The organism is Rahnella victoriana, assembly GCF_004330295.1.
Taxonomy (GTDB): Bacteria; Pseudomonadota; Gammaproteobacteria; order Enterobacterales; family Enterobacteriaceae; genus Rahnella; species Rahnella victoriana.
In genome coordinates, this window is record NZ_SJOJ01000020.1 from 58,963 (window position 1) to 85,600 (window position 26,638).

Below are 26,638 nucleotides of genomic sequence, written 5' to 3' on the forward strand. Positions count from 1 at the left end.
GCTAAGCGAACAAAACCGAAACTTTCACGAATCCTGTCAACCCATTGACTCCTCAGCATTCGGGAAGAACAGTCCGAAAGTCGTGGTGCCTTGCCCGCTTTCAACCCAGCAGCGGCCCTGGTGCAATTGCATGATGGAGGTGACAATCGACAACCCCAACCCACTCGAGTGGGAAGAGTTTTGGCGGGAAGGGTCAGCACGATAGAAACGGTCGAAAATCCTTTCCTGATCGTGTTTAGGAATCGTTTCGCCTTGGTTGACCACCAGAATATTCATGCCTGCGGCGGCGGGGGAGGCAATGATTTCAATCACGCTGTCTGATGCGGCATGGCGTACGGCGTTGGAAAGCAGATTAGCCAGCGCTCTGCGTAAGAGCATAGCGTCGGCAAACAGGGTGCCCTGGCCGCTGACCTGGATCCGGATATCGCGTTCGGCAGCTAAGTCTTCGAAATAATCACAAATCCGCTTCATATCCTGCGTGGCGTCCAGAACGATGCGCTGAATTTCCTGGTCTGGCTGCTCGGCCTGCGCCAAAAAAAGCATGTTATCAATCATGCGCGACATACGTTGAAGTTCTTCAAAATTAGACCCCAGTAACCGCCGGTAGTACTCATTTTCACGTGGCGCCCCCAGACCTACCTCAGTTTGCCCGAGAAGTATGGTGATCGGCGTACGCAGATCGTGGGCCATGTCGCCACTCACTTGTTTGATTTGTTTAAACCCGCGTTCGAGTCTTTCCAGCATGGCATTTATCTGATCAATCAGGGGATCAAGCTCAGTGGGTGCATCGTCTTTGGCCAGACGCGAGGACAAGGTTCTGGTGCCAATCTTCGCGGTTCTTTCCGCCAGCCTTCGCAAAGGAGAAACCCCCCGGCGGGCAAAAATAAAGGCCAAAACGACCGAAATGGCGGCCATCATCGATGCAAACAGAATGATGTTATCGCGATACACATCCAAAATATGCGTCCGGTCGGTTAACACACGGCTTGAGATAATTTCCAGCGGGGGTAAATCATTGGAAGACTGACTGGTCGCCGCCATAGAAATCATGGGTGTCCCGTCAGACGTTTGCGAATGGTGCACGACATTCAGCGACAGTTTCTGGTTGGCGGAGATCGGCGCGACATCAGGGATCTGGCGTTTGAGAGGATTGACCTCCAGTAAGGTCGGGCCTTGTGTATAACGGATAACCAGCAGGGATTCCGTGTTTCCCAGCATATTCGCGAACAGGTGTGGCTTTTCATGGATAAGCTGACGTGCATCCATATCCCGTAATAAGGTGCTGATCTGGTCCACCCGTGAGACAAGCGCCGCGTCATCACGCAGCGTCAACTGGTGCCGTAACGCATAATAAAGTGCTCCGCCCATGACAGTAAACGCCACAAACGAAAAGGCGGCGAGCAAAACGGCGAGGCGAAACGTGAGGGAAATACGTCTCATGGCTCTTCCTCACAGCGATAACCCACGCCATGAATTGTATGTATTAATTGATTCTGAAACGGCTCATCGATTTTTTGCCTTAATCTTCTGACGGCCACATCCACCACATTGGTGTCGCTGTCAAAATTCATATCCCATACGCGGGAAGCCAAAAAGGTGCGCGACAATACCTGACCGGGATGCTGGAGAAAACACACCAGCAATTTAAATTCTTTGTTGGTCAGGGTGATACGTTTCCCGGCGCGTTCACACCGAAATTTTTCGATATCCACGACCAGATCTGCCAGCGATAAAACATTACCTGATTGCGGCTGGCCCCGGCGAAGGATGATGCGAATGCGGGCCAGCAGTTCAGCATAGGAAAAGGGTTTCACCAGATACTCATCAGCCCCCAACCCCAGGCCACGCAAGCGATCTTCCAGCGCCCCGAGTGCACTGAGAAACAGCACGGGTGTCTGGAGATGAATACGCAGTCGCTCCATCACCGTCCAGCCGTCCATCTCTGGCAGCATCACATCCAGCAGGATCAGGTCGTAAGCATTCTCCCGGGCCATATGAAGGCCATCGATACCGTTAGCGGCCCAGTCGGCGGTGTAACCCGCTTCATTAAGGCCATTTCTCAGGTATTCGGCGGTTTTCTCTTCGTCTTCAATAATGAGGATTTTCAAACAGGATAGAACCTCGGCGTGCAGGAGAAAAGGGCACACGCGGCGCCCATTTCTTCTCATCATGATGATGCGAAATGTTTAATAACCCGGCACGTGCGCGGCTTTCATAATCAGATTTGCCACGGCTTCCGGCTGGGAAATTAACGATACATGACTAGATTTTAGCTCGATCGTCTGCGCGTGCATACGTTTAGCCATGAAGCGCTCGAGATCAGGATTGATGGTGCGGTCTTCCGTCGAGACGGCGTAATACGTTGGCTTAAATTCCCAGGCGGCGACGCTGGTTTTGGCCATCGTGATGGCTTTGCCCATGGGTTGCTGAACGGCGTAGTAAGCTTTGGCTTCTTTCTCAGGCAAATCACCTGCAAAATCATGAACAAAGGCTGATTCCGTTAACGCACCAAAATTGTCATTCCATTTTATGCCCGCAGAAGCGGGCGATGCCGGGAATTTCTTTGTCAGCGCCGGATAGTCTTCACCCGCTGCCGGTGCACGCGCAGCGATATATACCAGGCCTTTCACTTCCGGCTCATTCCCTGCCTGGCTAATCACCATGCCCCCGTAAGAGTGTGCGACCAGAATGACCGGGCCGTTTTGCAGAGCCAGCGCCCGTTTCACCGCCGCAACATCGTTATCCAGTGACGTCGTCGGGTTCTGCACCGCAGTCACATGCAGGCCTTTGGCTTGCAGCAGCGGGATAACCTTAGACCAGCTCGACGCATCCGCAAACAAGCCATGAACCAGCACGATGTTAGTGACTTCCGGTGCATTTGCGACTGGCTTGCTGGTATCAGCCTGAACCGTTGAGATAGTCATCCCGGCAAGAACGAGAGAAGTGATGAGTGACAGATTGCGTAATTTCATAATAAATCCTCAGTGCAGTGTGTGAAGGCAATATATCAATCAGAGGCCAACAAAAGACTGACGAGGAAATGACAAAAAAATGACATACATGCCGGGGAACACGTAGCCACAGAAACCGACTCCCATGCGGCATTCAGAAATCTTTCAGAAAGCTCATCCCCCATGGTGGCCCGTGAAAGTATCAATGCAAAACGAATCATTCTCTTTTAGTCACCCGCCGTATCTTCAACGCTTCATCAACTGTCAGGCACATGCTGCTTGAGTTTGAGCGGTTGCTCAAGTATCTTGCTGGTCTTGAGCAACTGCTCAAAATCTATCTGAGGCACTTTTTTATGTTCGTCAATAATCGCTGGCTGATACTTGCCATCGTCACCAGTACGCTGTTTCTGATCATCATCGATATGACCGTGTTGTACACCGCGTTACCCCGTCTGACACAGGCGCTGGGTGCCACGGCATCGGAAAAACTATGGATAGTGAATGCCTATCCTCTGGTGGTCGCCGGGCTGCTACCGGGCGCGGGAATGCTGAGCGACCGGCTCGGGCATAAGAATCTGTTTATGAGCGGGCTGCCGGTGTTCGCGCTCGCCTCCCTGTGCGCGGCGTTTTCTGCCAGCGCTGAAATGCTGATTGCCTCCCGCGTGTTTCTGGCCATCGGTGCAGCGATGATGATGCCTGCGACGCTGGCGATTGTGCGCCATGTATTTACCGATGAGCGTGAACGCGCGCTGGCGATCGGCATCTGGTCGGCGGTGGCTTCCGGTGCGGCGGCACTCGGGCCGGTGATCGGCGGCGTATTGCTGGAATATTTCTGGTGGGGATCGGTATTCCTGATCAACGTGCCGATCGTGCTGGCGGTTTTCCCGTTCGCGCTGGCGCTGATCCCGCGTGGTAAAGGCAACAAACAGCGCCCGTGTGATTTTATCGGTTCTGCGCTGGTGATGGCGGGGCTGGTCGGCGTGATTTACGCGCTGAAAGAACTTAGCCATATCAATTCCTCATGGCTGGTCATCGTGTCTGCGGCGACGGCGGGCGTGATTTTCCTCAGCTTATTCGCCAGAAGACAACAGCGCGCATTGCAGCCGATGATCGATTTCTCGCTGTTCCGTAACCGGGCGTTTGCCTGCGGTGTCGGTGTTGCTATTACCTCAATGATCGCGCTGATTGGCATCGAACTGGTGCTCAGCCAGCGGTTACAACTGGTGCTTGGCCTGTCGCCGTTTATGGCGGCGATGTTTATCCTGCCGATCCCGGTGGCGTCTGCACTGGCCTCGCCGCTGGCGGGTATGCTGATCCCGCGTGTCGGCGTGCGCAAAATGATGCTTGGCGGCTTTGCGCTGTCGGCACTGGGGATTGTGATGCATGCGCTGGTGTTTGACGTTGGCGTGACGCTGCAACTGATCAGCCTGTTTATCTTAGGTTTCGGGCTGGGAGGGGCCGTGACAGCGGCTTCAACCTCGATCATGCTCAACGCACCGGAAGACAAAGCCGGCATGGTGGCGGCGATCGAAGATGTGTCGTGGGAAATGGGCGGCGTGCTTGGCGTCACCTTGCTGGGCGGTCTGATGACGGCGGTGTACAGCCGCACCCTGGAACTGCCTGCCGCGCTGGTGACCGGCGACGCGGCCTATGACAGTCTCGACGAAGCGCTGGCGATCGCCAGCCATCTCAGCCCGGAACACGCGACAGTTATCACGGATCTCGCCCGCGCGGCGTTCGATCAGGCGTTTATGGCGGTGCTGGTGTCGGCGGCCGCGCTGGTCATAGCGACGGTGATTGTGGTGAAAATCGTCTTGCGTAAGTCGTTGGGCGCACGTCTGCCTTCCTGATAAAATGCGGCCAGGAGCGGTTGCTCGATGCCAGCACAGGATTGATTATGAAAGAAAATCAGGAGGCGTTAAGGGCTAAAATTCTTGACGGTGCCATCAGTCTCTTTATCGAAAAAGGGATTGAAAAAGTGACGACACGCGAGCTGACGGAGCGCGTCGGCATTTCCCGCAGCCATATTTATCATTACTTTCGCGACTGGCAGACCTTATGTATCGAGGCGCTGAAGGAGGTGATGCTGGCTGAGCTGACCGAATTCACCGCTGAAATTGCGCCGCTTCAGCCGCAGGAAAAACTGCACACGCTGGTACGCAATTATTTGCCGGACACGCAGGGCGATATCTGGCAGCTTTACGGCTCACTGTGGCAACTGGCGGCGCATAACGAGGCTTACGCCGGACTGGCGCAACTGATGGTGCACAAGTGGCTGGCACTGCTGGCGGAGATTATCAGTGCGGGGATTGAGTCGGGCGTGTTCAGACCGGCGAATGCGGCACGGGTGACGCGGCAGTTATCTGCCATCATGAATGGCTATTCCGATCAGCTGATCGTCATGCCCTCTGCCGAAACCCGTCAGGAAGCCATGGACGATATTCTCGATTTTATCGGGCGGGTGCTGGAGAAATAAAAAACAGAAGGCCGCCATGATGGCGGCCTTTTCACTTAATGACTTCTCATTCCCGCCGCAAACATCAGCAGATGAAATACCGATGCCACAACAAATAACGCCAGCACGCTGCCGCCCCAGATGACGGCCATCCAGCCGACACGCTTTAAGAACGGGGCTTTAGTGATGTTGCTGTCATCCATTTTTCTGATGAGATTCATAACGAGATTCCTCAGTGATAACCCTGATCCGGTGTGACTTTCCCGCGGAACACGTAGTAGCTCCAGAAGGTATACACCAGAATGATCGGGATAATGAACAGGGCGCCGACCAGAATGAAGCCCTGGCTTTGCGGCGGTGAAGCCGCTTCCCAGATGGAGATGGACGGCGGAATGATGTTCGGCCAGATGCTGATCCCCAGACCGGTATAGCCCAGGAACACCAGCGCCAGTGTCAGCAGGAACGGCGCGTGATGCGCGTTTTTACTGATGGCGCGGTACATCCACGCCGAGACCAGCACCACCAGCACCGGCACCGGCAGGAACCAGTAAAGGTTAGGGCGCGAGAACCAGCGGGTGGCGATGTCGCTGTGGGTCAGCGGCGTCCACAGGCTGACGGCCAGCGTCACCAGCAGGAATACCACCAGCAGCGGTTTGGCGATTTTGTGCATCGCTTCCTGCAATTCGCCTTCGGTTTTCATGATAAGCCAGGTGCAGCCGAGCAGGGCGTAAGCCACTACCAGCGCAAAGCCACAGAACAGGGTGAACGGCGTCAGCCAGTCCAGTGCGCCACCGGCGTACGTGCGGTTCACAACAGGAATGCCGTTGATCACTGCGCCCAGCACCACGCCCTGACAGAAGGTGGCGATAACCGAACCCCAGATGAAGGATTTATCCCACACGTGGCGTTTGGCCGGGCTGGCTTTGAAGCGGAACTCAAACGCCACACCGCGGAAGATCAGACCGAATAACATCAGGGTCAGCGGGATAGTCAGTGCATCCAGGATCACCGAGTACGCCAGCGGGAATGCGCCATACAGCGCCGCACCGCCGAGTACCAGCCAGGTTTCGTTGCCGTCCCAGACCGGCGCAACGGTGTTCATCATCACGTCACGGTCGTGCTCTTTTTTGACCAGCGGGAACAGCAGACCGATACCCAGGTCGAAGCCGTCCATCACCACATACATCATCACGCCGAAGATGATGATCAAAAACCAGATCAGCGGTAAGTCGATACCCATTATCAAGCTCCCTTATTTTCGTCGGTCAGTGATTCTGAAATCGCAGACAGCGGACGCGCAGGCGTGCGGTGCTGGCCGGGACCACCGTGGTCAACGCTTTCACCTTCATGCGCCTGCGGACCCTTGCGGATCAGGCGCATCATGTAGCCGTAACCGACACCAAACACCGAACAGTAAATGACGATGAACAGGATCAGGCTGACGCTCATCTGCAACACGTTATGGTTGGATACCGCGTCTTTGGTGCGCAGCAGGCCATACACCACCCACGGCTGACGCCCCATTTCAGTGGTGATCCAACCCGCCAGCAGGGCCAGCAGACCGGAAGGGCCCATCAGGAAAGCAAAGCGCAGGAACGCTTTCGAGGTATACATTTTGCCGCCACGACGCAGGATCAGGCTCAGCACACCCAGCAAAATCATCAGCATGCCCAGACCGGCCATGATGCGGAAGGTGTAGAAGATCACGGAGGAGTTCGGACGGTCTTCTTTCGGGAAGGATTTCAGCGCCGGGATCTGATGCGTCAGGCTGTGCGTCAGGATCAGGCTGCCCAGATACGGGATTTCAATCGCGTAACGGGTTTCTTCACGGTTCATATCGGGATAGCCGATCAGTACCAGCGGGGACGGTTTGTTGTCTTTATTTTCCCAGTGGCCTTCGATGGCCGCGATTTTAGCCGGCTGATATTTCAGGGTATTCAGGCCGTGGGCATCACCGAGGAATGCCTGAATCGGAGACACGATCAGTGCCATCCACATGGCCATCGACAACATCGTACGGATGGCAGGCGTATCGCGACCGCGCAGTAAATGCCATGCCGCAGCAGAACCGACGAAGAAAGCAGAGGCCAGGAACGCGGCGGTGGTCATGTGCATTAAGCGGAACGGGAAGGACGGGTTGAAGATAATCTTCATCCAGCTGACCGGCACCACCAGATTGTTAACAATCTCGTAGCCCTGCGGGGTCTGCATCCAACTGTTTGAGGCGAGGATCCAGAACGTCGACATCAGCGTGCCGAGGGCCACCATGCAGGTAGAGAAGAAGTGCAGGCCCGGTCCGACGCGGTTCCAGCCGAACAGCATCACGCCGAGGAAACCGGCTTCCAGGAAGAACGCGGTTAACACTTCATACGTCAGCAGCGGGCCGGTAATGCTGCCGGCAAAGGAGGAGAACATGCTCCAGTTGGTGCCGAACTGGTATGCCATCACCAGACCGGAGACCACGCCCATACCGAAGTTCACGGCAAAGATTTTCGACCAGAAATGATACAGGTCGCGGTAAGCCTCTTTCTTCGTTTTCAGCCACATGCCTTCCAGAACAGCCAGAAAACTGGCAAGCCCGATAGTGATTGCGGGAAAAATGATATGAAAAGAGACGGTGAAGGCAAACTGGATCCGGGCCAGTTCTAGCGCATCAAGACCAAACATAACAACCTCTTTTTGTGTGTCAGGTGACCCTTCCAAACAGCAATACCGGTACGGGAACCGGCGATGTCTGACATTCGCAGGTGAAGTCTTGAATGAAAGGGTGGTACAGCTGGGGTTTCGCGAGGAGCCGATTTAACCACATCGTATGAAGGCATTAACAGGGACGGTTCCGTGGGGAAATTAGTCGTTGAAACACTTTCTGTGCGGGTAACACGCAGGGGCGGGAAAACTAAATTCGGGGAAAAGGGAGACGCAGGGCGTTAACCACAAAAAATGAGAGGTCATGTTGTTGCATTGATCTGGATCAAAAAGTTTTGATGTTTTTCAAATGTAATTTCCCTGCATCCGGTAATGACTTGTTGTGTGCAAAATTGGTAACAAGAAAGTTAAATCGTGCCGGGCATCAGCGCATTCTGATTTTTAATGCAATGTAAATTTGTGTCATCGATTTTGGCCGAAAATGCCGCCAGAAGGTAATTCCCGTAACATTATTTTACATTTGTGCTGCACGTTATCCGGATGAATGACAAAAAAAAGACGCCCGAAGGCGTCAGGGTAATAATCCTTCAATCAGTTCAAAAAAGAGCTCTTCGCCAAACGCCCGCTCTTGCGCCGTGAAAGGATTCGCGGGACGCCATGTCCAGTCTCGGTTCTCACCTGCGCGCATAAATAACCGGCACAGAACAGTGACCCGGCCCTGCGTACAAAGGCTGGTTTCCACACAGCCCGTGACGCCTTGTCCGTATAAAAACACCGGAGTGAAGGTCACCTGGCTGTCTTCATAGGTCAGCCGGATACCGGGAACACTGAACGATTTCCCGCCGATCAGGCATTCAATCAGCGAGACGGTGGTGCTTTCGACCCCGATGCCGGTGCCTTCCAGCCATTCTTCCATGTTTTCCTGCAACAGCGCGATCCGCTGCCGGAACCCGGCGATATCCGCCTGTCCTTTATTTTCATATGAGCCAGTGCGGGGCTGGCTGTCCTGTAGTTTTTTCAGGAACCGTTCTTTTGCTGACATACTTCCTCTGTATTTAAGATGGCTGACGTCATCATATTTTCTGATCACGCCGCCATATTCATTGGTCAGTTATCTGCCTGACCGTTTTTACTGGCGGTCGCCGGTAAGGTTTGAGTAAGCAACGCGTAGCGGTTCAGCAACTGCGTAAACTGATTATCAAGTTGCAGCGTCAGTTGTGGCGGAATCGCGGTTTTCTGTTGCTGCAGATCGGCAAGTTTTCGCAAGGATTCTTCCACCGGCGGCGCGCTGTTCAGCGCCTGCTGGATAGCAAATACCGACGACTTCAGCTGTGAGACAGTCATGTATTTACCGCGCTGCTCATCCAGCCCGTTGAGTTTATCCGCCAGTTGTTGCAGCTGGGTATTGGCCTGTTGCCAGCCGCTGAGGTTTTCCAAAGGCACGGCATTGGCGTTCAGTTGCTGCGTCCAGCTTTTCGCCAGCGCGGCGGTTGCCGGATTATCAGGCCATAACATCAGCGCCTGACCGACCAGATGTGACCCGGTATCCTGCGCCCAGCGCGGCGACAAGGTGGCGAGCTGGCGCGTTTGCTGCTGCATTGCGGCCAGATACGCCGGTGCCTCGCGGTGCAGCATCTCAGCCTGCCGGTTCTTCAGCGTTTCCAGCGCCTGTGTGTTCAGCGGTTTGGGCAACACCGGCAGCGTCGCCATCAGCTGCTCACCGGAAGGCGGATGATAAAACGCCCTGATGCCCGCCGAAATCCCGCTACCCAACAGCACCGTCACCACCATCCCGGCGATGAACCCTTTCCATTGCACCGGATGCTTCACCGGCGCGGGTGGCGCAATCGTCACCTGTGGTTCGGCAGGTTCAGCCTGCGCGACATAGACCCACTGCTCGCGGGGTTGCGCGGCCCACTCTTTTTCCGCGTTTTCAGTCGCTGCCGCAGGCAGGACGATCGGCGCATCGCTGGTGGCGTGCATATTTTCCAGCCTCACGGCGGCACCGTGCATAAAACTGCTCAGTGCTTCCAGTTGGCTGACATGCTTCAGCTCCAGACGCTGCAGGACCTCGCACAGCGCATTGATCAGTTTTTCGGCCTGATAGATCTGCGACAGATCGTGATAATCCAGGGTCATGCTGCGCAATGTCTGTTGCAGACGCTGGCTCAGGCCGGAGAGTATTTCCATCCGCGCATGCACCGGCTGCGGCCACAGTCCCGGCCACTGCCGTGAAATCAATGCCTCGAGGATCGCCAGCCCTTCATTTAAACCCGATATCCCCGCTACGCGCGCCCGGGCCTGCGTATACCACGATGCCGTTTGCAGCTCGATACCGTTTTGCTGGAACAGATTCAGACACAGCTGTTCCACTTTTTGCCAGTTAACATCCGGGCGCGCCGGATGGGTTAATTTGCTCAGTTCTTCGCGTAAAACGGCGTAATCAGCCAGCGCACGCGGGTCACCCCCGGTGCGCAACTGGCGTTCAATTGACATGGTTGTTTTCCTTAACTGACGTAATTCTGCTGTTTCATATGGCGCATCAGTACGCGGCCTTCCGGCATAAATTCGGTACCGAATCGCACTAAGCCAAGCTCTTTCAGTTCGGCGTCAATGGCGTATTCAAGATGTCCGGGGCTGGACTGGGGCAATAAAATAACGTGCAGTTTTTGGATGCGTGGCTCGTATTTCAGCAAGGTCTCTGACAAGACATCCAGCAGGGAATGCGCCGTGCCGGGCATCCCTTGCAGGATTTTGCTCATGTCCGGCAGGCCGTAATCCGGCAGATGGCTGAGCGTGCCAGCACGACAGTTGAGAATGCGCTGCATGTTGTCGAGCACGGAGAGGATCACCTGATTCTCTTCGCTGACGTTGTGCAGATCGAGGCCGCCGGCAAAATTGCCGAGCAGCATTTCGTAGAGTGAGGGTTGCGGCATATCACTTGTCCTTCAATGGCAGCAGTGTCATTCCCTGATTATTCAGTTCAATCTGTCGTGCTTTGTCGGGGTCAAGATCGTCGCGGCTGAGAACGATACGCCAGGTATTATTGGTAATATCTGGTGACAGGAACATGCCCGCGACGGCGACATACTGGGCTTTTTCATCGAGAGGGACGTCAACGGTGATTGCAGCACCAGGAAGGATACGGATGTCTTTTTCGCTCACAAGATCAGTTTTGATCGCCTGACTGTCATCAGTAAATAATGACGGATAGTCCGTACCATCAAACACTTTTCGATCTTTTAACTGATAGATGCGAACAACGGTGGAGAGCGGCGCACCCGCAGCATTATTATTGATTGCATCCCTTGCTTTAATATCCAGATGCAACGTTTTCACCTGCTTGTAAAAAATGGATTTGGTTACAGCGACAGTACCGTCGCTGACCTTCTGGGTCAGTCCGCATCCGCTAAGCGTGGAGACCATTGCCAGCATCAGTAATGTAAAACGGGTTTTACCAGCGGTAGTCGCCATATTCATCAGTTTCCCTTCTGTGAAGATTTTCCTGAACGCGCTGATAGCGGCCCAGATTAATAGTGATTATTTCAGTGTTATTTTGCATTGCAGGTGATGTTTTTAGCCTGCGCATAACAGCGGTTCTACCCAGGAGCACACCGGATTTTGCCGGCTGGCAGGAGAGACGCGCATCGGGCAGCAGCGCGCGTGAGACTGACAGTTGCAAACGAACATGCAGTCGCGAGCCCAGATATACCTGCAGTAACGCCAGCAAATCGGTATATAACTGACCGTCTGGCAACCATTCCCGGGCTTCGTCCGGATTGGCCGTTTTCAGTTGCAAGAGAACCTGACAGTTCACATCTACGGTATGGCTGCCCATCACCGGGCTGCTTCCCATATTGATGGGATGGCGTGCGCTCATGGTCAGCCGTTTACGCAAAGGTATACGACAACGGTCATGTGCTATCACAAAAGCTTCGGTATCAGGCGCAAGTAACTGAACCAGTGCAATCATCCCCTCGCTGGTTCGCGTGGGCAAACGCATCATGCTCGTCAGTGCCAGAAAACGGGACACTGGCGTGGCGATATTTTCAGCGCATCCGGCAATCCCGAGACCACACAGGCTCAAAAGATATTGTGATGTCTTATCCTTTCCACCTGGCGTAAAGGTTGCCGGATAAGAATATTTGCGCCAGATCCGGTAGTACTGGGTCGTCAGCCGGTGATTAAAAATATCCAGGAATTCGCTGACCGCCTCGTAGCCATCGCGCCGCTGGGTAATGTCGTCGATGTAAGCCGTAGGGAGCGGCGATTCCACACCGTACAGCCCCATAAACGTCGTGCGGATGGTCGGTGGAAGATGGGGATGTTCGGGCATCTCCACCCGTTTAAATTCGCTGGCCGGAAAACCCATCCCCGGATGCGGACGAAAACGTACCGGATCGTGTCTGACTTGCCATTGACTGCCCAGCGGTGGCGCTTCAGGCTGGCTTTGTTCAAGTAACTGGCAGAAACGATAAAACTGGGTGTAAGGGAGTTTGTCGTGGAGCTGTGCGACTAGCCGGGCAGACGCTGATTGTGATTCTCTTTCCATCGGATACATTTCCCGGCAGGCTGAACAATAAGGGTGAGCTGATTAAATAAGTGGATATCGGCGTAAAGTGCAAAAAAGCGATTGAGCATTTCGCCGAACAAATGGATATCACCTTCGCCGGTAAAGCCGTTGCTATCCAATGTCACTTCAATGTCGATACCTCGCAGCAAAAAGCCTTTTTCAAAACGTTGGATCTGGTGGTGTTCAACACGTTGAATGGCATCAAGGCGACGATTATTCAGCTCATCACGCTGCCAGTTGTAAAGCTCCAGTGTTCCGCGTAATACCTCCGCGCTGCTCATCAGATTGAGATAACTGGAACCCAGATGGCTAAGTACCCGCCACTGAAAATGGTCTTCCGCTGGCGGATAAGACGGCAGGGTCGGTTTACAGAGATTGCGTACGTCTATTTTTGTCTGTAGTACTGCTTCACACCGGTCAAGCAGGGTACTTTGTAACGCTTTTCGAGGCAGTTGACCGTTAGTGCCGGTTATTTTCAGGGATACAGCTTCGCGGGTAAACTCGCGATCAACTTCCCACTGCTGGCCCCCAAGGATCAACCAGGTATCATGCAGCCCGGCCACGCCCCGTTTTACACGGGTGTGATAATAACGTTCCGGCGCATGTCGTCTTTGCATTCCACCACGATGGCGGAAACTGGTGAAGGGAACATAAGTGGCGTCATCAGTTCGTTGCGAGCCTGTCACCGAATCAACGGAGTAGATTTCAGTATGTCCGTCCTGCAAACGACGCGGACGCAGCAGATATTCATTTTCCAGGCCATTGACCACCAGCGGATCGGCTTCCAGCGTGAACAGATTGATCACCGGCACACAGTGCAGTGCTATGGCATCATCAGTCACTGGCAGATCACTTTGCCACTGGCTGTTCATCACGACCTCAATATCAAAGTATGAAATTTTCGGCGGTAACGTCACCTTTTCCAGCCCGTTCAGATGCACGAACATAAATTTTTCGCGGAAAGTGAAATATTCCAGTAACAACTGATAGCCGCTGAACGCACTTTCGCCTTTTGGCCACAGCAAATCTTCATCCGCAAACCCGCCCGGCGAGAACCAGCCATCCAGTTTGATGCGGTCAGCCTGGTTTGGAAGGCGTAGATAAAGTGCAGCCTGACGGCGGGTAAGAGCCAGATGCAGCGCACTGCTGACCGGTGCTTCTCCTGCCAGATAAAAACACAGACGACGCAAATCGACCTGCGACCAGTCAGTCTGTGGGCTGCATGACAGACGCAGGCGCAACACCGAACGCCCATCCGGTTCGGCCGCCATCACCACTTTTGAAACGGCCAGCGGGTTAAGGGTCATGTTGCGCGTGGTGCGATACTGACAGACGGTATTTTTAGGGCCGACAGGGCGGGAATAGATTTCCATTCCCGTGGGCACAGTTTCGGCTATCTTCATCGACGGCACATCCGGACAGAGCGACACAATGGAAAGCGACGGAATGGTGCGCAGATAATGCGGCCATAACATGCTCACCAGTCCTTCGGTGAATTCCGGCAGGTCGTCGTCAATCTTTTCGCGCAGCCGTCCCATGGAGAAGGCGAAGCCTTCAAAAAGACGCTCAACGTAAGGGTCAGGCGTGCCGGGTTTATCCAAATCGAGCATCGCGGCGCGATCAGGATGAGCTTGTGCAAACTCTTTCGCCGCATCGCGCAAATAGCGCAGCTCGGCATCGTAATAACGCAGGGTTTGGTCTTTCATTAAAATATAAATCCTTGAGGAATTTATTTGTTATATCTGAAAATGGGTTGTTTTTTATCGTCACTTAAATAGGTTGTTTTACTGAGGTGATAAATTGCCATCACTTTATTTATTTTCAAACTCCTCATTCCTGTAATTAATCCTTGGTTTACTGCTCTGAATCGCTGATTACTGCATGAGATTACGCTTCACCTACAAAGCGCCAGTCAACGTGCTGGTCCTGATGGAACAGTTTGTCGCTGAGCGGCCAGGGGCGTGAGCGACAAATCTCTACCCGGTCGGTGGGCATAATGTCGCCCTCTCTGAACGCGATGATGGCGTTCTGGCTGAGTCCTTCACGCGGCAGCCATGCAATCTGCCAGTAACCGCTTTTCGGGCAAGGTTCACCGGTTTTACACAGCAGATTTACTGAGGCACTTTTATCAAAATCCGGGGAAGTCGGCAGTGGCCTGCCGGTTTCCGGGTTGAGCTGTTTGTCTTTCGCCAGCTTTTCTATCAGGGCTTCGCTGGGTTTGGCCGGCGGAATGTTCGCTTTGCGATCTTCCAGCCATTTTAGCTTGCCATCCCAGGCGGGGAGTGGCGCTGGTGGGAGAGGGACGATATCGTTGATTTCAGGGACGGTGGGGCTGGCATAGGAGTAGTCGGATAGTATTTTCCAGATTGCTTCATATCGTCTGGCGCGCTCAGGGTCTTTAGGCAAGGCTAGGTAATCAAGTTTATTAGAAGGTTCAGGGCCATTGAATCCACTTTCTAAAAAGCTGGCAGATGTTGAATCACCAGCCTTCACCCCTAGCTGGAATGCCTTGACAGCCTCTCGATATAGATCTTTTACTGCCAGTGCATTACCTAGGTCATTAGCCGCTCCACCATCTCCCTGTTCCGCGGCACAATGAAGCATTTGTCTGGATACATCCGGTGCCATTTGGGCTGGAGATAATTTGTCACCAACATAAGCTTGAGCCTGTGGATTCCCCTCATCGGCAGCTTTGCGGTAGTAACGCAGAGCCAGTTCCAGATCCTGCTTTAAACCGGCTGTGCCGTTCTGCAAATAGATGGCGATAAAATAGTAACCACTGGCAATTTTAGCGTTTATCAACCGCTGGCTAAGGCGAAAACGCTCATCTGCTGAGAGAGAAAACTGCCCACGGATCGAACCATTCTGCAAGTTAATATTGGCTTTAAAATGACCATTTTCAGCTGCAATGCGATATAAACGTTCAGTTTCAGCATCTACAGTTTTATCTTGCTTTAGGAGATTATTTTTTTGTAACCAACGGGCGTATTTAAACAATATATCGGATTCAGCGGGAGCGTCGGGGATAGCTTCATGTTTGCAGGTAAAGGCCAGTTTGGCATTAACGTTAGTGAGTGGATCCATAGCAAAATCCTTTTTTACAGAAGTCGTGGTTTTACCGCCGTCACAGGCCGTCAGAAGAAGACAAGATAACAATAATAATCTGCGCATTAGTCCAGATCCTTTAGAGTAGACTCGTTGTAGCGAAACTTTATCAATGGCGCTGCAGGATTATCTATCCCTGTATCCTGAAGTTTTTTATTTCTATCAAGAAGTTTTTCCCAAGCTTCAAATGCCTTCTCAGGATCATCCTGCGCACCTTGCTTATTTGTATGAAGGTTCCACAATCGCCTGCGCAAGTCTTGCGTCACGCTGGCCCAATCGTGGGCAATATTCATTTCGCTGTCGACCATCATACTGCGAGTGTTGATATTGGCTGAACCATGCGTGGTAAATACGTCGTTAATGATCATTAGTTTGGAGTGGATATAAACTGGCATCCAGTTGTTCGCCGGAGAATCCTTCGCGACCAGTGAGCAAATGTGAATCTTTAGACCAGGGGGATCTACTGGTAAAATTTGGCTGTCTTTAATTTCTTTAACTTTTTCGTTGTATTCAGCCTGTTTCTTGAGCATGTCCTGAATATATTTATTCGTGTCAGTTGGATAATCGCTGCCTCCACCCATATGTTGTTTAATTTGCTCAATTTGCAGCTGTTTAGTCACTTCGGGAATGGTATCTGCCCGTCCAAGACTTTCCAGCATGCGTTGGGTATTCACCGTGCCAGCACCAATACCCTGGTCAGTAACATTGGTGACAACGAATAGGTGTAATGAACCGTGTTCACCGGGATCCCTGCCCCCTTTGCTTTGAACTTCTGCTGCTTTTTTGATGGCCTCTGCCAATGGCGGCCAGCGAAAATATTGGTTCTCTATATATATAAACTGCGTCGCATTATTAACTGTTTTTAAATAGAGTTTTTCTATATCTCGTTTTCCTTCCTGCGCCTGAGTGCGCAATAGTTGCGCCATGATCGGAGTGCCAAATTCTGAACGCTGTTGAAGCTTTTTAGCGACTTCTCTGGCATTACGCATAAGGAGTAAATCTTGTCCCGTTTCCCTCTGCCACGCTGTAGCAAAGTTTTTATGCAAATGCTCCAGAATTGGCCCGGTCACCTGACTGGATATATCTTGTCTTGGCAAATCTCCGCGTGGTCCTGTGTTAGGTGCAACTTTATCTTTGGCAAGACGATTCATAGAAGAGTGGGAGTCCGTGTCCCAATATTCGTCAAGCATGTTATGACCCATTACGAAACCGATGGCATGCTCAGGTAATTCATAGTCAACCAGCACAGTTTTTTGATGGTGAGTGACAGTGCCTGCCATTGTCAGCACTGTGTCAGTGCTTAGATTCTTATCAATGCTTTGATATGTTGATCTGTAGGCCAGTTCTGCACGATCTTTCAGGTTGAATCCACGACTAGCGAATACCGGAGTTTCGGTAAGAATTAAGTTAATACTGTCTTTATCATGCTTAACTTTAGTAAAGCCAACATTCATCCCCGCGGCACTTACCGCTTGTAGTTTGCTCTCGTATGAGTGTTGTCTAAACCATTCGCCATCATAAGCGTATTGTTCCTCAATTGAGGTTTGTCCTGCTCTTGCCTTAATGCTGACAGGACCTTTATTAGGTAAATTCGCTTCGCCAGCAACTCCAGCTGAATTAAAAGGCATTTCCCAGCCAAGGATACGTACCTGCACCTTATTTTTAAGTGCTATTTCGTTAAGTAACTCACCAATGCAGGGTGCCTGACCATCCCGAATAAAGTACATAGAAGGCTGAAAACCCCAGCAGATAATATCGACTGTTTTCTTCGCATTGGCGATGGCTTCATGCACTGCGCGGAAAGCTTCTTCACCATTAACCAGGGGTTTATAGGTCGCGAGAGCAGGAGGATATTCAGTGCCTTCCACAAACCATGGCGGAATGACAGTGCACTGATTGGTATCAACAACAGAAAGGGGAGAAACAATATCATTTTGACTCATCAGTACTCTTCCTTATCACTGGCGCCATCCAGGAGTTCTTTATAAAGATTGCGGTGCTCAGTGTGTGAGGCTGGGGCAGTCGTGGATACCCATACCCTTTAATGCGTGAAGTCATTATGTTCATCCCTGTAATTAATCCTTGGTTTACTGCTCTGAACCGCTGATTGCTGCGTGAGATTACGCTTCACCCACAAAGCGCCAGTCAACGTGCTGGTCCTGATGGAACAGTTTGTCGCTGAGCGGCCAGGGGCGTGAGCGACAAATCTCTACCCGGTCGGTGGGCATAATGTCGCCCTCTCTGAACGCGATGATGGCGTTCTGGCTGAGTCCTTCACGCGGCAGCCATGCAATCTGCCAGTAACCGCTTTTCGGGCAAGGTTCACCGGTTTTACACAGCAGATTTAATGAGGCGCTTTTATCAAAATCCGGTGAAGTCGGCAGTGGCCTGCCGGTTTCCGGGTTGAGCTGTTTGTCTTTCGCCAGCTTTTCTATCAGGGATTCGCTGGGTTTGGCCGGCGGAATGTTCGCTTTGCGATCTTCCACCCATTTTATCTTGCCATCCCAGGCAGGAAGAGGGGTCGGTGGAAGAGGGACGATGTCGTTGATTTCAGGAACGGTGGGGTGGGCGTAGGAATAGCGGCTCAGTATATCGCTTATTATTTCATAACGCCTGGCGCGCTCTGAGTCTTTTTGCTGGCCTAAATAGTAAAGCTTGTCTTTAGAATCAGGTCCACTGAACCCATGTTGTAACGAGTAAGCAGATATATCATCGCCTGCTGCAACGCCTAGCTGGAAAACATTAATGGCTTCATTATAATTGCCACGGTTTTTCAAGTTAATCCCTAAGGCTTTTGCTGCCTCACCCTCACCCTCACCTTGCTCCGCAGCACAGCGGAACATCTGTCGGGAAATATCTGGTGCCACATCTATTGGGGCCAATTTATCGCCGAGATACGCCTGAGCTTGGGGGTTACCTTCATCTGCTGCTTTACGGTAATAACGCAATGCCATCTCGGTATCCTGCCGCAATCCCGCAGCCCCGTTATCCAGATAAATGGCGATAAAGTAGTAGCCTGTTGCCACTTTCGCGTCAATGAGGTTCTGGCTCATACGAATCTGTTCCGCATTGCTGATATCAAACTGCCCGCGCATTGCACCGTTTTGTAGGTTTATGTTGGCTTTAAAGTGGCCGTTCTCAGCAGCAATACGGTACAGCCGTTCGGTTTGCGCTTCTACAGCTTTGTCTTCTTTAAGCTGGTTATTTTTTTGCAGCCAGCGGGCATATTTAAATAGCACATCACTATCGGCAGAACTTGCAGGAATGGTTTCATGCTTGCAGGTAAAGGCCAGATTAGCATTGATGCCGGAAAGCGGATTCAGAGCAGGCTCTTTGCTCGAGACGGACTGAATGCTGCTCTGGTCGCAGGCGGCCAGCAACAGGCAAGAGAGCAACGCCCAGCGGCGAAACTTCGGATTTACATTACCTTTAATACATCGAACCATGATGTTCATCCCTGTTATTAATCCTTGGGTTTACTGCTCTGAATCGCTGATTACTGCGTGAGATTACGCTTCACTTCTCTTTACTAGTATTTCAATATCAATATTCATTTGCCAGACAATCGTTTCTTCTCTAATGCAGTCTGAATTTCTTTGGCTCTCTTTATCGGGAGGAAAGTTATATCCGATACAATTAAAAATTTATTATAAGTAAATGAGGCAACTATATATTGATTAGGGGTCGGTAACGAATAAAACTCTTTTACTCCCCTATAAATAGTCATAACAGTTTTCGCATCTACATAAATCATTGGCAAACCAAAGCGCCCTCGCACCCATTGCTGTGTAATCACTGGTTCCAGACCAAATGGCATTGGATGGGGGAAATGCCAGTCGGTTTTTCCTTCATCCTCCAATGTTATCGTCACTTCAGTAAGATTTTTTACAGCGTTATTAATAAAGGCTAAATATATGCCTTCACGTTTCATATCTAATCTAGCAACATCATCATCGATAGCCCCATATGGTTTTGTTTTATAGGGGATTAAGCCATTTTCATAAATTTCCTGATAGGGGCTGCCTAATTTCTTTACCAGCGCTTCAACATTAATATTCACTTTCCAGACAACCGTTTTCTCTCTAATGCGGCTTGAATCTCTTTAGCCCGCTCTAATGGGTAAAAAGTAACGTTTTCAACAAAGATATTTTTATCATAGGTAAACGAAGCCACTATTTTCTGATTGGGAGCAGGAAGTGGATAAAATTCTTTTATACCGATATAAAATCTCATTACTACTTGAGAACTAACATAAATCATGGGCAACCCAAAACGCTCTCGTACCCACTGCTGAGTCATAACAGGCTTTAAACCAAACGGCATTGGGTTCGGAAATAACCAGTCAGTCTTGCCTCCAACCTCTAATCTTAACGTAACAGCCTTAAGTATTTTTTCTTCATTATTGATAAAAGACAAAAACATCCCTTCTCTTTTCATATCTAAACTTGCTTCATCATCACTAATAGAGCCATATGGTTCTGTTTTGTAAGGAATTAACTCTTTATTATAAATTTCCATATAAGGTTTATTCAAATGTTTGATTAGCTTTTCAACATCAATATTCATTTAATATAATCCCACTTGTCGATTTAGTTCATGTAACATCTGCTGAGAGAGAAAACTGCCCACGAATCGAACCATTCTGCAAGTTAATATTTGCTTTAAAATGACCATTTTCAGCTGCAATGCGATATAAATGTTCAGTTTCAGCATCTACAGTTTTGTCTTGTTTCAGCAGATTATTTTTCTGCAACCAACGGGCGTATTTAAACAATATATTGGTATCGGCAGAGGATTCCGGGATAACTTCGTGCCTGCAGGTAAAGGCCAAATTAGCATTGATGTCGGAAAGCGGATTCAGAGCAGGTTCTTTACTCACGGTGTTCTGAATGCTGCTCTGATCGCAGGCGGTCATTAACAGGCAGGAAAGTATTACCAGATGGGACAGTCGTGGATACCCGTACCTTTTAATGCGTGGAGTCATTATGTTCATCCCTGTTATTCATCCGTGGTTTTTTACTGCTCTGAACCGCTGATTACTGTGTGAGATTACACTTCACCCACAAAGCGCCAGTCAACGTGCTGGTCCTGATGGAACAGTTTGTCGCTGAGCGGCCAGGGGCGTGAGCGATAAAACTCTACCCGGTCGGTGGGCATAATGTCGCCCTCTCTGAACGCGATGATGGCGTTCTGGCTAAGTCCTTCACGCGGCAGCCAGGCAATCTGCCAGTAACCGCTTTTCGGGCAAGGTTCACCGGTTTTACACAGCAGATTTACAGAGGCACTTTTATCAAAATCCGGTGAAGTTGGCAGTGGCCTGCCAGTTTCCGGGTTGAGCTGTTTGTCTTTCGCCAGCTTTTCTATCAGGGCTTCGCTGGGTTTGGCCGGCGGAATATTCGCTTTGCGATCTTCCAGCCATTTTAGCTTGCCATCCCAGGCAGGCAGCGGTGCCGGTGGGAGAGGGACGATATCGTTGATTTCCGGGACGGTAGGGCTGGCGTAGGAGTAGTCGGATAGTATTTTCCAGATTGCTTTATAACGGTGGGAACGCTCCATGTCTTTTGTTTGTCCCATATAGCCAAGCGTATTAGTTGATTGTGGTCCGAGGAATGCATCGCTTAACCAACTTGCAGATGTTTCATCTCCTGCTGCGATACCAAGTTGAAATGCACTAAGCGCATCTGGATATAACCCATCAATTTTAAGATCGATTCCTAGTGCTTGTGCTGCCAAACCATTACCTTGCTCTGCTGCACATCTACGCATTTGTCTAGCAATTTCTGGAGCCATTTTTTCTGGAGCAAGTTGTTTACCTACATATGCCTGTGCCTCAGGATTACCCTCATCAGCCGCTCTACGGTAGTAACGCAAAGCCATTTCTTGATTCTCCTCCAAACCAGCGGCACCATGTTGCAAGTATATGGCCATAAAGTAGTAACCACTGGCTACTTTAGCATCTAACAGTTGTTGACTGAGTCGTAAGCGTTCAGCCGCATTGAGTGCAAACTGTCCGCGAATTGCGCCATTTTGCAGGTTAATATTTGCTTTGTAATGACCACTTTCAGCAGCGATACGGTACAAACGTTCAGTTTCAGCATCTACAGTTTTGTCTTGTTTCAACAGATTATTTTTTTGCAACCAGCGGGCATATTTGAATAATATTTCAATATCAGCAGAAGCTTCGGGAATGATTTCGTGTTTGCAGGTAAAGGCTAGATTGGCATCAATGTCGTTTAAATGGTTCATTGAAACATCCTTGTTAACAGAAATTGGGGTAGTGTTTTCGTCGCAACTGGCTAGCAGCAGGCAGCTTAATAATAACAATCGACGCATCAGTCTTGGTCCTTAAGAGTTGGCTTGTCGTAAAGGAATTTTATCAATGAGGCTTTGGGAGATTGTCTTGCTTTATCTTGGACAGCTTCATTTTCACCTAAAAGTTTCGCCCAAGCATCGAACGCATCAGCAGGATCGTCCTGCATCCCTATTCCATTCGTATGGATTTTCCACAACCGTTGTCGTAAGGCTTTGGTCACGCTGGCCCAGTCATGGGCAATATTCATTTCGCTATCAACCTGCATACTACGGGTGTTGATATTGGCGGAACCATGGGTTGTAAATACATCGTTAATGATCATGAGCTTGGAGTGTACATAGACTGGCATCCAGTTAGCCCCTGGTGAATCAGGGGCGACAAGAGAACAGATATGCACTTTCAGGTTGGGGATGATGACCTGCAAAATTTCACTGTCTCTTATTTTTTGAATTTCTTTTTCAAATTCGTCAAATTTTGCCTGCGCTGCCGGGTCTCGCGGATCATAATAAGCCGGGCGCGGGTCATTAACCCCCTCAACCTGCATTTCTTTTGTCACATTAGGGATGGTATCTGCCCGTCCGAGGCATTCGAGCATACGTTGTGTGTTGACGGTTCCCTGCCCGATGCCTTCATCTGTCACATTGGTAATCACAAATACATATAAATACCCATCTTTTTCGGGAATTCGGCCTGCATCCTTTTGGGCCTGGATGTTGCTTTTAATCGCTTCAGCCAGCGGCGGCCAACGAAAGTACTGGTTTTCGATGTAGATAAACTGTGTCGCGTTATTAACTGTCTTCAGGTAAAGCTTTTCGATATCTCGTTTCCCGTCCTGCGCCTGAGTGCGAAGGAGTTGAGCCATCAGTGGCGTGCCAAAACCAGTTCGCGGCTTAAGTTTATTAGCCACTTCTTTGGCATTGCGTTGCTTTGTTAAATTTTCCCCGGTCTCTTTACACCAAGCTGTGGCGAAGTTTTCATGCAGGTGCTCCAGGATAGGACCTGTCACCTGACTGGAAATATCCTGTCGGGGCAGAAACCCGCGCGGCCCTTCGTTGGGTCCCCAGTGGTCCTGGGCGGAAGGGCGGTGCTTAGACGAATGTTCATCAGTATCCCAGTATTCATCAAGCATGTTATGACCCATGACAAAACCGACAGCATGTTCCGGTAATTCATAGTCAACCAGCACGGTCTTTTGGTGATGTGTTGCGGCCATTGTTAATGCGAAAACTGTGCCCCTGCTGACACTTGTATCGAGAGCCTGTCGGGAAGCCCGAAATGCGATTTCGGCGCGCTCATTGGCATCAAATCCGCGGCCGACGAATATTGGAAACGAATCCTCAGAATTTTTTTTACCAGAACGAAGTGCCTGAGCAGCCATCCCGCCTGAGTACAAGTGTTTCGAGAACCACTTTTTGTCATAAGCATATTGGTCATCTGAAGAAGTTTGCCCGGCCCGATTTTTTAAATTGATAAGGCCATACCCAGGTAAATTGGCCTCTCCGCCGAGGCCTGTTGCATTTAAAAACATCTCCCAGCCTAAAATGCGAACCTGAACTTTGTTCTCTTGCGCCAAATTGATGAGTAACTCACCAATGCAGGGTGCCTGAGCATCCCGAATAAAGTACATGGAGGGTTGAAAACCCCAGCAGATAATATCAACGCTCTTCTTCGCATTGGCGATAGCTTCATGCACTGCGCGGAAAGCTTCTTCACCATTAACCAGGGGTTTATAGGTCGCGAGCGCAGGAGGATATTCAGTGCCTTCCACAAACCACGGCGGAATGACAGTGCACTGATTGGTATCAACAACAGAAAGGGGAGAAACAATATCATTTTGACTCATCAGTACTCTTCCTTATCACTGGCGCCATCCAGGAGTTCTTTATAAAGATTGCGGTGCTCAGTGTGTGAGGCTGGGGCGTTTATATCAGCGGCGGGCTGCGAGGTATGATGATGAAAACCCCGGTTCGCCAGTTCGCCTTGTTCCTGATTGCGATAAGCACTCACTACCGGGATCTGATAGTTAATGCCGTTCGCCATTTCCAGCCGGTAATTTTGGGTTTCTGGCTTGTGCTCAATGTCCACCTTTCCACTTTTGTCCAGCACCCCTTTTTTCACTTCTGCTCCATCGGCATACAACTTGTACGGCATGCCTGCCCAGCTGGTATCCATGGCATTAGGTGCCTGGGGTACGTTGAGTCGCAACGCCTGAGGAGGAATTTCGGCCTCTTCATTATCTGATAGCATTTCAGTGTCAGCAGTCGGAAAGCGAGGAAAGAGTTTATTCAAACTCGCCGGTCCCATCTTCTGCCAGTTGGTCGACTTAAACAGAATGTTTTGCGGATCGGCGATTTCGATATTGCCGTCACTGAGTTTGATGTAACCGCCCCCGCAGGTCAGGATCAGTTCTTTGGCGGCGGTGATCGTGACGGTGCTTTCCGTGCTGGTCACGGTGATGTCGTTTTTGGCCAGCGCCGATAATTCGTCACCCTGAGCCTGAATGTCGACTTTCCCTTTCCCGGCGAAAAGCTTCATGCCTGCTTTTTGAGCAAACAAACTGACGCTTTCACCTGCCGCGACGGTGAAGGATTTACCGCTGCTGATGTCGGTATTGCTGCCGGACATCACGCCGACGCTCTGACTGCCGGAGGCCACGCGCACCGCTTTCGGGCTGACGATACCCATGCCCTGCGGCGCAGACATCAGGATGCCCGCAGCTTTCAGTTTTTCCAGTGAAGCATTCAGCGCTTTCTGGCTGCCGGTGTCACCCGGCGTGGCTTTGGCGATTTCCGCCACCTTCGCCAGACTGCGTGCCAGCGTCAGTGCCTGTTCAAGTTGCGCAATCGCGTCATCCATCTCAAGCTGCTTGCCGCTGGCGGCTGGCTGTTCATCGGCGCTGATGAAAATACCTTTCCCGGCGCGTATTGCGCCCCATTCATCGGTGCGCAGTTCAAAACCTTCACCACGTTGCCCACGGGCCGCGTCCACGTTATGCCCCAGGTTGAGCTGTGTCTTGCTGCCGTACTCCGTGCTGAGCTTGATATGTTCTTCGCCGCGTTTGTCCTCCATCCGCAGCTTATTGTTAGCCGGGGTGCGGATGATGTTACGGGAGTTGTTTTCCTCCGTGACGTGATCGGTATGGCGTGAGTCATGCAGGGCGTGTGCAATATAGGGACGATCCGGATCGCCGTCGTGGAAGGCAATCGCCACTTCCGTCCCCTGTATCAGCGGGAAGTGGATACCGTACTCGTCGCCGCCGTAAGGTTTGGCGAAGCGCACCGGCATACTTTCCTGACCCTGCGCTTTATCATCCTGATCTGCATCGAATCTGACCCGGTAGAGCCCGGATGTATCCTGCCAGGCGTAGATATCATTGGCTTTGGCGCTGGTGACGCGCGCCATGAGGGTGCCGGTGACCACGGGACGCGGCAGCAGAGCAGGGCGCCAGCACAACGTTTCACTGTAAGGTACTGCCATCAGCCGGACTTTCAGGGCATCCTGGCGGCTGCCGCTGAAGTGGGTGTGAATTAACACCACAGGGGATTGCAGTAACTCCGGCAGCGTTGAGGGGATCGCACTGCCGGTAATCGTCAGCACCTGCGCGGGTAGCAGCGTGGCATCGTTACTGAAAAAGGAAAGGGTCGTTTGTTGTGATAAAAAGCGTTCGTGGTCGAGGCGCGCCATAAAGTTGGCAGTTTCAGCCGCCGGGTCGGTTTTGCCGCCCGTTTCCGGATGGCGCGGTTTATAGTGATACACCTCGCCATAGGTGATGCCTTCACCCGCTCCACGCGTCATGTCTGCCCGGGCGGACTGTAAAACCTGCTGCGCCTGACGATGGTTATAATCTTTGCTGGTGACGCCAGCCTGCACCACGCTGTGCTGAATATTTACCCCCCAGACAGAATCCGCACCGCTGTCGCTCATCCCGGACGGGCTATTCAGCGGCAGGTTTTTCCCGAACTGATAAGCACTTTGTTTATCAGCAAAGTGGATAACTTCGGTCTGCACATCGGGTTGCAGGGAGAAGAAATAAAATATTCCCAGTTCAGAAAGCAGGCGCTCGATAAAGGCCAGATCACTTTCCTGATACTGGTTAATCTGTTCACGTTTCGGATAGGTCTGTTTCAGCGAAAACACATATTCCCAGCCTTTGAGACCGTGTTCGGTCAGCACCTGTTCAACCACGTCTGGGACGGATTTGTTCACAAAGAAGCGGTGCGTACGAAACTGATTAGCGAGCAGTGCCAGAAAGGGCTCGAGCGTGACCTGATATTGCACCTGATCCGCTGAGCCTGCTATCCGGCGAAAATCCGTGATCACACCATGGACGATTTTTTGTGCAGACAGACTTTCCAGCGGACCGGTGCCCATGGTGAACGTCGCGGGCTGGCGGAGTAGCTGACGTGGGTCGATATCTTTTTCCGTACTGGTAAAGGTGAGGGTGTAGCGATAAAGCTGGCTCATGCCTTCGTTGCCGGTGAAACTCTCCATATCCAGCACGGCCTGACAGGAAGGTACAGTCAGGTGATACCGGTTCAGGGTTGTTTTCGAGAGCGACAGCAGGTCTTGTGCAATATCCATGATGCGGGTATCTC

23 protein-coding genes are annotated in these 26,638 nt (G+C 51.2%); 2 read left to right on the forward strand and 21 right to left on the reverse strand.

Annotation, left to right across the window (positions count from 1 at the left end; all coding sequences use genetic code 11):
- Window positions 1-36: 36 nt before the first annotated feature.
- The 3 genes from EYY67_RS17075 to EYY67_RS17085 form a co-directional block, all read right to left on the reverse strand.
- Window positions 37-1,440, reverse strand: a complete 1,404-nt coding sequence (locus tag EYY67_RS17075) for a heavy metal sensor histidine kinase (RefSeq protein ID WP_131693950.1) — start codon at window positions 1,438-1,440, stop codon at window positions 37-39.
- Window positions 1,437-2,108, reverse strand: a complete 672-nt coding sequence (locus EYY67_RS17080; RefSeq protein ID WP_095925300.1) for a heavy metal response regulator transcription factor — start codon at window positions 2,106-2,108, stop codon at window positions 1,437-1,439. The genes EYY67_RS17075 and EYY67_RS17080 overlap by 4 nt, the downstream gene beginning before the upstream one ends.
- A gap of 78 nt (window positions 2,109-2,186) precedes the next feature.
- Window positions 2,187-2,972, reverse strand: coding sequence for an alpha/beta fold hydrolase (locus EYY67_RS17085; RefSeq protein WP_131693951.1), 786 nt, complete (start codon window positions 2,970-2,972; stop codon window positions 2,187-2,189).
- A 332-nt stretch (window positions 2,973-3,304) separates the two neighbouring features.
- Between EYY67_RS17085 and EYY67_RS17090 the strand changes: the two genes are divergently transcribed.
- Window positions 3,305-4,801: an MFS transporter gene (locus tag EYY67_RS17090; RefSeq protein ID WP_131693952.1), complete on the forward strand. Its 1,497-nt coding sequence runs from the start codon at window positions 3,305-3,307 to the stop codon at window positions 4,799-4,801.
- A 47-nt stretch (window positions 4,802-4,848) separates the two neighbouring features.
- The gene (locus tag EYY67_RS17095) at window positions 4,849-5,427 is read left to right on the forward strand and encodes a TetR/AcrR family transcriptional regulator (protein ID WP_095925807.1); all 579 of its coding nucleotides are present in this window, start codon (window positions 4,849-4,851) and stop codon (window positions 5,425-5,427) included.
- A gap of 35 nt (window positions 5,428-5,462) precedes the next feature.
- Here the strand turns inward: EYY67_RS17095 and EYY67_RS17100 are convergent, their stop codons facing one another.
- From EYY67_RS17100 to EYY67_RS17185, 18 genes are all read right to left on the reverse strand, one after another.
- Window positions 5,463-5,627, reverse strand: coding sequence for a DUF2474 domain-containing protein (locus EYY67_RS17100; RefSeq protein ID WP_013577857.1), 165 nt, complete (start codon window positions 5,625-5,627; stop codon window positions 5,463-5,465).
- An 11-nt stretch (window positions 5,628-5,638) separates the two neighbouring features.
- Complete coding sequence (cydB, locus tag EYY67_RS17105) at window positions 5,639-6,646, reverse strand: cytochrome d ubiquinol oxidase subunit II (protein WP_131693953.1); 1,008 nt, start codon at window positions 6,644-6,646, stop codon at window positions 5,639-5,641.
- 2 nt (window positions 6,647-6,648) lie between these two features.
- Complete coding sequence (locus EYY67_RS17110) at window positions 6,649-8,073, reverse strand: cytochrome ubiquinol oxidase subunit I (RefSeq protein ID WP_095925805.1); 1,425 nt, start codon at window positions 8,071-8,073, stop codon at window positions 6,649-6,651.
- Window positions 8,074-8,623: 550 nt separating this feature from the next.
- Window positions 8,624-9,094: a hypothetical protein gene (locus EYY67_RS17115; RefSeq protein ID WP_131693954.1), complete on the reverse strand. Its 471-nt coding sequence runs from the start codon at window positions 9,092-9,094 to the stop codon at window positions 8,624-8,626.
- Between the two features lie 65 nt (window positions 9,095-9,159).
- Window positions 9,160-10,548, reverse strand: coding sequence for a VasL domain-containing protein (locus EYY67_RS17120; RefSeq protein WP_131693955.1), 1,389 nt, complete (start codon window positions 10,546-10,548; stop codon window positions 9,160-9,162).
- Between the two features lie 11 nt (window positions 10,549-10,559).
- Window positions 10,560-10,988, reverse strand: coding sequence for a type VI secretion system baseplate subunit TssE (tssE, locus tag EYY67_RS17125; protein ID WP_131693956.1), 429 nt, complete (start codon window positions 10,986-10,988; stop codon window positions 10,560-10,562).
- A gap of 1 nt (window position 10,989) precedes the next feature.
- Window positions 10,990-11,526 (reverse strand): type VI secretion system lipoprotein TssJ, encoded by a 537-nt coding sequence (gene tssJ, locus EYY67_RS17130; protein ID WP_278248214.1) that lies wholly within the window; start codon window positions 11,524-11,526, stop codon window positions 10,990-10,992.
- On the reverse strand, window positions 11,507-12,604 hold the full coding sequence (tssG, locus tag EYY67_RS17135) for a type VI secretion system baseplate subunit TssG (RefSeq protein WP_131693957.1): 1,098 nt from the start codon (window positions 12,602-12,604) through the stop codon (window positions 11,507-11,509). Before tssG ends, tssJ begins: the two co-directional genes overlap by 20 nt.
- Complete coding sequence (tssF, locus tag EYY67_RS17140) at window positions 12,568-14,331, reverse strand: type VI secretion system baseplate subunit TssF (RefSeq protein WP_131693958.1); 1,764 nt, start codon at window positions 14,329-14,331, stop codon at window positions 12,568-12,570. The genes tssG and tssF overlap by 37 nt, the downstream gene beginning before the upstream one ends.
- 181 nt (window positions 14,332-14,512) lie before the next feature.
- The gene (locus EYY67_RS17145) at window positions 14,513-15,796 is read right to left on the reverse strand and encodes an SEL1-like repeat protein (protein WP_131693959.1); all 1,284 of its coding nucleotides are present in this window, start codon (window positions 15,794-15,796) and stop codon (window positions 14,513-14,515) included.
- On the reverse strand, window positions 15,796-17,673 hold the full coding sequence (locus EYY67_RS17150) for a phospholipase D-like domain-containing protein (protein ID WP_131693960.1): 1,878 nt from the start codon (window positions 17,671-17,673) through the stop codon (window positions 15,796-15,798). The genes EYY67_RS17145 and EYY67_RS17150 overlap by 1 nt, the downstream gene beginning before the upstream one ends.
- Window positions 17,674-17,850: 177 nt before the next feature.
- A complete protein-coding gene (locus EYY67_RS17155; protein WP_242675606.1) occupies window positions 17,851-19,185 on the reverse strand; it encodes an SEL1-like repeat protein in 1,335 nt (444 codons plus the stop codon).
- A 95-nt stretch (window positions 19,186-19,280) separates the two neighbouring features.
- Entirely contained in the window at window positions 19,281-19,790 is a 510-nt protein-coding gene (locus EYY67_RS17160) for a DUF6392 family protein (protein WP_131693961.1), read from the reverse strand.
- Complete coding sequence (locus EYY67_RS17165; protein ID WP_131693962.1) at window positions 19,787-20,296, reverse strand: DUF6392 family protein; 510 nt, start codon at window positions 20,294-20,296, stop codon at window positions 19,787-19,789. The genes EYY67_RS17160 and EYY67_RS17165 overlap by 4 nt, the downstream gene beginning before the upstream one ends.
- Before the next feature lie 28 nt (window positions 20,297-20,324).
- Window positions 20,325-20,714, reverse strand: a complete 390-nt coding sequence (locus tag EYY67_RS17170; RefSeq protein ID WP_131693963.1) for a hypothetical protein — start codon at window positions 20,712-20,714, stop codon at window positions 20,325-20,327.
- A 65-nt stretch (window positions 20,715-20,779) separates the two neighbouring features.
- Entirely contained in the window at window positions 20,780-22,063 is a 1,284-nt protein-coding gene (locus EYY67_RS17175) for an SEL1-like repeat protein (protein WP_131693964.1), read from the reverse strand.
- A complete protein-coding gene (locus EYY67_RS17180; RefSeq protein ID WP_131693965.1) occupies window positions 22,063-23,886 on the reverse strand; it encodes a phospholipase D-like domain-containing protein in 1,824 nt (607 codons plus the stop codon). The genes EYY67_RS17175 and EYY67_RS17180 overlap by 1 nt, the downstream gene beginning before the upstream one ends.
- Entirely contained in the window at window positions 23,886-26,624 is a 2,739-nt protein-coding gene (locus EYY67_RS17185; RefSeq protein WP_131693966.1) for a type VI secretion system Vgr family protein, read from the reverse strand. Before EYY67_RS17185 ends, EYY67_RS17180 begins: the two co-directional genes overlap by 1 nt.
- Between the last annotated feature and the right edge of the window lie 14 nt (window positions 26,625-26,638).

Coding starts and splice junctions, on each gene's coding strand:
- EYY67_RS17085 (WP_131693951.1), bottom strand. CDS start 2,972: ATGAAATTACGCAATCTGTCACTCATCACTTCTCTCGTTCTTGCCGGG.
- tssG (WP_131693957.1), bottom strand. CDS start 12,604: ATGGAAAGAGAATCACAATCAGCGTCTGCCCGGCTAGTCGCACAGCTC.
- EYY67_RS17180 (WP_131693965.1), bottom strand. CDS start 23,886: ATGAGTCAAAATGATATTGTTTCTCCCCTTTCTGTTGTTGATACCAAT.
- EYY67_RS17185 (WP_131693966.1), bottom strand. CDS start 26,624: ATGGATATTGCACAAGACCTGCTGTCGCTCTCGAAAACAACCCTGAAC.
- EYY67_RS17170 (WP_131693963.1), bottom strand. CDS start 20,714: ATGACTCCACGCATTAAAAGGTACGGGTATCCACGACTGTCCCATCTG.
- EYY67_RS17165 (WP_131693962.1), bottom strand. CDS start 20,296: ATGAATATTGATGTTGAAAAGCTAATCAAACATTTGAATAAACCTTAT.
- cydB (WP_131693953.1), bottom strand. CDS start 6,646: ATGGGTATCGACTTACCGCTGATCTGGTTTTTGATCATCATCTTCGGC.
- tssF (WP_131693958.1), bottom strand. CDS start 14,331: ATGAAAGACCAAACCCTGCGTTATTACGATGCCGAGCTGCGCTATTTG.
- EYY67_RS17090 (WP_131693952.1), top strand. CDS start 3,305: ATGTTCGTCAATAATCGCTGGCTGATACTTGCCATCGTCACCAGTACG.
- EYY67_RS17155 (WP_242675606.1), bottom strand. CDS start 19,185: ATGAACATCATGGTTCGATGTATTAAAGGTAATGTAAATCCGAAGTTT.
- tssE (WP_131693956.1), bottom strand. CDS start 10,988: ATGCCGCAACCCTCACTCTACGAAATGCTGCTCGGCAATTTTGCCGGC.
- EYY67_RS17175 (WP_131693964.1), bottom strand. CDS start 22,063: ATGCGTCGATTGTTATTATTAAGCTGCCTGCTGCTAGCCAGTTGCGAC.
- EYY67_RS17115 (WP_131693954.1), bottom strand. CDS start 9,094: ATGTCAGCAAAAGAACGGTTCCTGAAAAAACTACAGGACAGCCAGCCC.
- EYY67_RS17075 (WP_131693950.1), bottom strand. CDS start 1,440: ATGAGACGTATTTCCCTCACGTTTCGCCTCGCCGTTTTGCTCGCCGCC.
- EYY67_RS17145 (WP_131693959.1), bottom strand. CDS start 15,796: ATGCGCAGATTATTATTGTTATCTTGTCTTCTTCTGACGGCCTGTGAC.
- EYY67_RS17110 (WP_095925805.1), bottom strand. CDS start 8,073: ATGTTTGGTCTTGATGCGCTAGAACTGGCCCGGATCCAGTTTGCCTTC.
- EYY67_RS17095 (WP_095925807.1), top strand. CDS start 4,849: ATGAAAGAAAATCAGGAGGCGTTAAGGGCTAAAATTCTTGACGGTGCC.
- EYY67_RS17150 (WP_131693960.1), bottom strand. CDS start 17,673: ATGAGTCAAAATGATATTGTTTCTCCCCTTTCTGTTGTTGATACCAAT.
- tssJ (WP_278248214.1), bottom strand. CDS start 11,526: ATGGCGACTACCGCTGGTAAAACCCGTTTTACATTACTGATGCTGGCA.
- EYY67_RS17120 (WP_131693955.1), bottom strand. CDS start 10,548: ATGTCAATTGAACGCCAGTTGCGCACCGGGGGTGACCCGCGTGCGCTG.
- EYY67_RS17100 (WP_013577857.1), bottom strand. CDS start 5,627: ATGAATCTCATCAGAAAAATGGATGACAGCAACATCACTAAAGCCCCG.